The sequence below is a fragment of the Sphingomonas sp. genome, from assembly GCF_041661885.1.
Classification (GTDB): Bacteria; Pseudomonadota; Alphaproteobacteria; order Sphingomonadales; family Sphingomonadaceae; genus Sphingomonas.
The window spans coordinates 1-2,819 of sequence record NZ_JBAZTL010000020.1 but is presented as its reverse complement, the minus strand read 5'-3'; the positions used below and the strand labels follow the sequence as shown (position 1 = coordinate 2,819).

Sequence of the window (2,819 nt, the reverse complement as noted above, 5' to 3'; positions counted from 1 at the left end):
GCAGCTGGCTGCACGCCGACGAGCGCGGCTCGATCATCGCGCAGACCAATGACGGCGGCGCGGTGACGGCGGTCAACAGCTACGACGAATATGGCGTGCCGGGCGCGGGCAATGTCGGTCGGTTCGGTTATACCGGCCAGGCCTACCTTCCCGAGCTTGGGCTATGGTATTACAAAGCGCGCATGTACTCCTCGCGCCTTGGCCGGTTCCTGCAGACCGATCCCATCGGATATGGCGATGGCTTGAACTGGTATAATTATGTCGGGGGCGATCCCGTCAATGGGATCGATCCAAGTGGGTTAGATGAAGTCGGAGCTTGCACTGTCAACGGCGATGGCGACTGCATCATCACCGCTAGAAAACAGAAAGCTCAAGCCCCAACGAGCGATGGAGGCGGTGGAGGTATTGGCATAATATATATTCGCGGCGGCGGCAACAGTGGTGGTGGCTATGTGGGCGGAGGAGGAGGCCGTGGTACCGGCGGCATTCCTAGTGCTTCGGAAGGCTCCTCACAGCAAGCCCAGCAAATGCTGCAGAATAAGCGCTGCGCGCAAGCGCACCCGACTGCAGATTATATCGCGAATTTGGCTGAGAAGATAAGCGTGGGAGCGGGTGTCGTCGCAACGGTATCCGCTGGCGCAGGCCTAATTGCGGCTCCTACCGGCGTTGGACTAATTGGTTTTGAGGGGGCTGCCGCGCTCGCCACCGCAGTATCCTACGGTGCGGCTGGCGTCGGCGCCCTCGCGCGCCTAGCAGAGGGGGACCGTGTGGGAGCAGCAATTGATGCGGGCGGCGCTGTCGGTGGGTATCTAGGCGGTAAGCTTGTAGCTGGCTTAGCTGGCAGAGCGTTGGCGTCGTCGAGAACTTTCGGCAATTTATCAGCAAGCCAGGCTAGGCAAGCACAATTTGCGGGTGGAAGCCCAGGTCTCTATATTGGCGCTGGTTCCCTCTTTTATAACTGCAATTGAGGTAGTTATGATATTGTATTATATTGCGATCATTTTTGCCGGGGTGCTTCTTGATTGGGCTCTCTACGGAGGGATGTCGCTGTCAATTTCTGTCCTTACGCGGCGTGAGTATGGCAGCGGGTTTAGAGACCATATATTTCCACATGTGCTTTTTACTGCTGTTGGCGCGACACTTATTGCAGTTGGAACTTATTCGGATGAATCGGATCGAAGAATATTTTTGGTCGGAGTTGCTATATTTGTGATGTCTAACATTTATCTTCACCTTGTGTCGTTCTGGCCGACGAGGCCGCTCCCCGAATGACCAAGTCACACCCGGACCAAGCTGCAAAATGGGGACTTGGTCTGCAAGGGGACAGCCACGTTTTCGGCGGTCGGGCCGCTTCCTCAAGCAGGGGGTGACTCCGCGTTCGCTCCCGGAACCAAGCCTGCCAATGGCACCGTCGCGATTGCAGGCGCGCAGACGTTCGGCTTCGGCCGTAGGGCGCTACGCCAAGGAGCCGCAGCGGGTATCAGTATATCGCCGGAGGGGTTGGACGACGTGCTCCGCACTACAGGGGGACCTCAGCCGCCATACACAGTGGGGGATTATGGCGACGTGAACATTCGAAACGCGCCAGGATCACGGTTCGACATTTACCGTTTCTCGACAATGAAAGGCGCTCTCGCCTTCGGCAAGCGAACGGTCCCTGTCACAATCACAGTGCCAGCAGGTGGTCACTGCCCGCCCGGCACGTCTGCGCAGTAGGAGGAAGCATGTTGTTCATCGACTCGCCCGCCACTGCGGTAGAGAGTGTAGCCCGTCTATCCTCGGCTCGCTCTCGGTGCGAAATTGTTCGCAAGATTACTGACGAAGAGCTTGGCGACAAAATTAGTGTTCGCTGTGGAAGAGAGGAAAAAAGCATCGGCAGGGCATTGAAAGGCGCTTCCGCTGATCGTGTTAGCGCATGTTCTGTCGTTCTGAACATCTATGCCGTTCATACACCGAAGCTCATCGCAGTTAATAATTGTTCAGGCGCATTGAAAATGTCTGATGTTGGCAGGGCTTGACTGGCAAGGCTTAGCTCTGCTTACAAGGTAGCGCCCTCACGAGTTGAGTTCGTGTCGTTTGAGAAAGCTGCGGGTCGTCTTGGCTGTTACAAGACGGCGATGACCTATGATGCGAAGGCGGGAAAGCAGGACACCGCTTATGAAGCGAAGTCAGGTGTATATTGCCTTCCTGCAATGTAGACCTGGAATGCACCCTCTTTACCCGATCGCCATCCCCGCTGCACTGACGGGCACGGGGCTGGCGATCGCCGCCTTCCCCCGCAACAGTGTCTCGTCGATCGCGCCGACTTGTCCGCCGTCCCGGCCTTCGATCGCGTCCACCAACGCCACGCGATCGTCGGTATAGATGGTGGCGTGGGTCTTGGCGCGGGAGACGGCGACATAGGCGATGCGGGCATCGACGTTGCTGCGGAACGACTCCAAATGCACCATCACCCGGTCGCTGGTCGCGCCTTGGGCGGCATGGATGGTCTGGACCCAGCCGGGGCGGATGTGACGATCGACGACGTTGGCCATGTCGAGGGTCTGCCGCTTGCCGGTCTTGTTGCGCACGACGAGCAGGCCTTCGTCGGGATCGATCGCGACCACCTCGGCCGTGCGGCCGTTGACGCGCTTGGCGGCATGGTTGTTGCGGGTGAACTGGATGCGGTCGCCGGTGCGAAACTCCTGCCGCACCTCGGCATAGGCCTCGGCCTGGTCCGCGCCGCCCTGGGCGGGGTTCCAGGTGATGGCCTGGTTCGCGGGGTCGAGCAGCCGCAGCGTGTTGGCGCTGGGGTCGATGGCATCGACCCGGTAGGCGGT

General features: G+C 59.0%; 2 protein-coding genes and 1 pseudogene. 2 read left to right on the top strand and 1 reads right to left on the bottom strand.

Annotated elements, in window-relative coordinates; genetic code table 11:
• Together WC704_RS17730 and WC704_RS17725 are read left to right on the top strand one after the other, a co-directional pair.
• The coding region (locus WC704_RS17730; protein ID WP_372892369.1) for an RHS repeat-associated core domain-containing protein at nt 1-968 on the top strand (968 nt) is incomplete at its 5' end.
• A gap of 756 nt (nt 969-1,724) precedes the next feature.
• The gene (locus tag WC704_RS17725) at nt 1,725-2,018 is read left to right on the top strand and encodes a hypothetical protein (RefSeq protein ID WP_372892366.1); all 294 of its coding nucleotides are present in this window, start codon (nt 1,725-1,727) and stop codon (nt 2,016-2,018) included.
• 198 nt (nt 2,019-2,216) lie between these two features.
• Here the strand turns inward: WC704_RS17725 and WC704_RS17720 are convergent.
• Nucleotides 2,217-2,819, bottom strand: a pseudogene (locus tag WC704_RS17720) (exonuclease V subunit alpha); the annotation flags it as partial.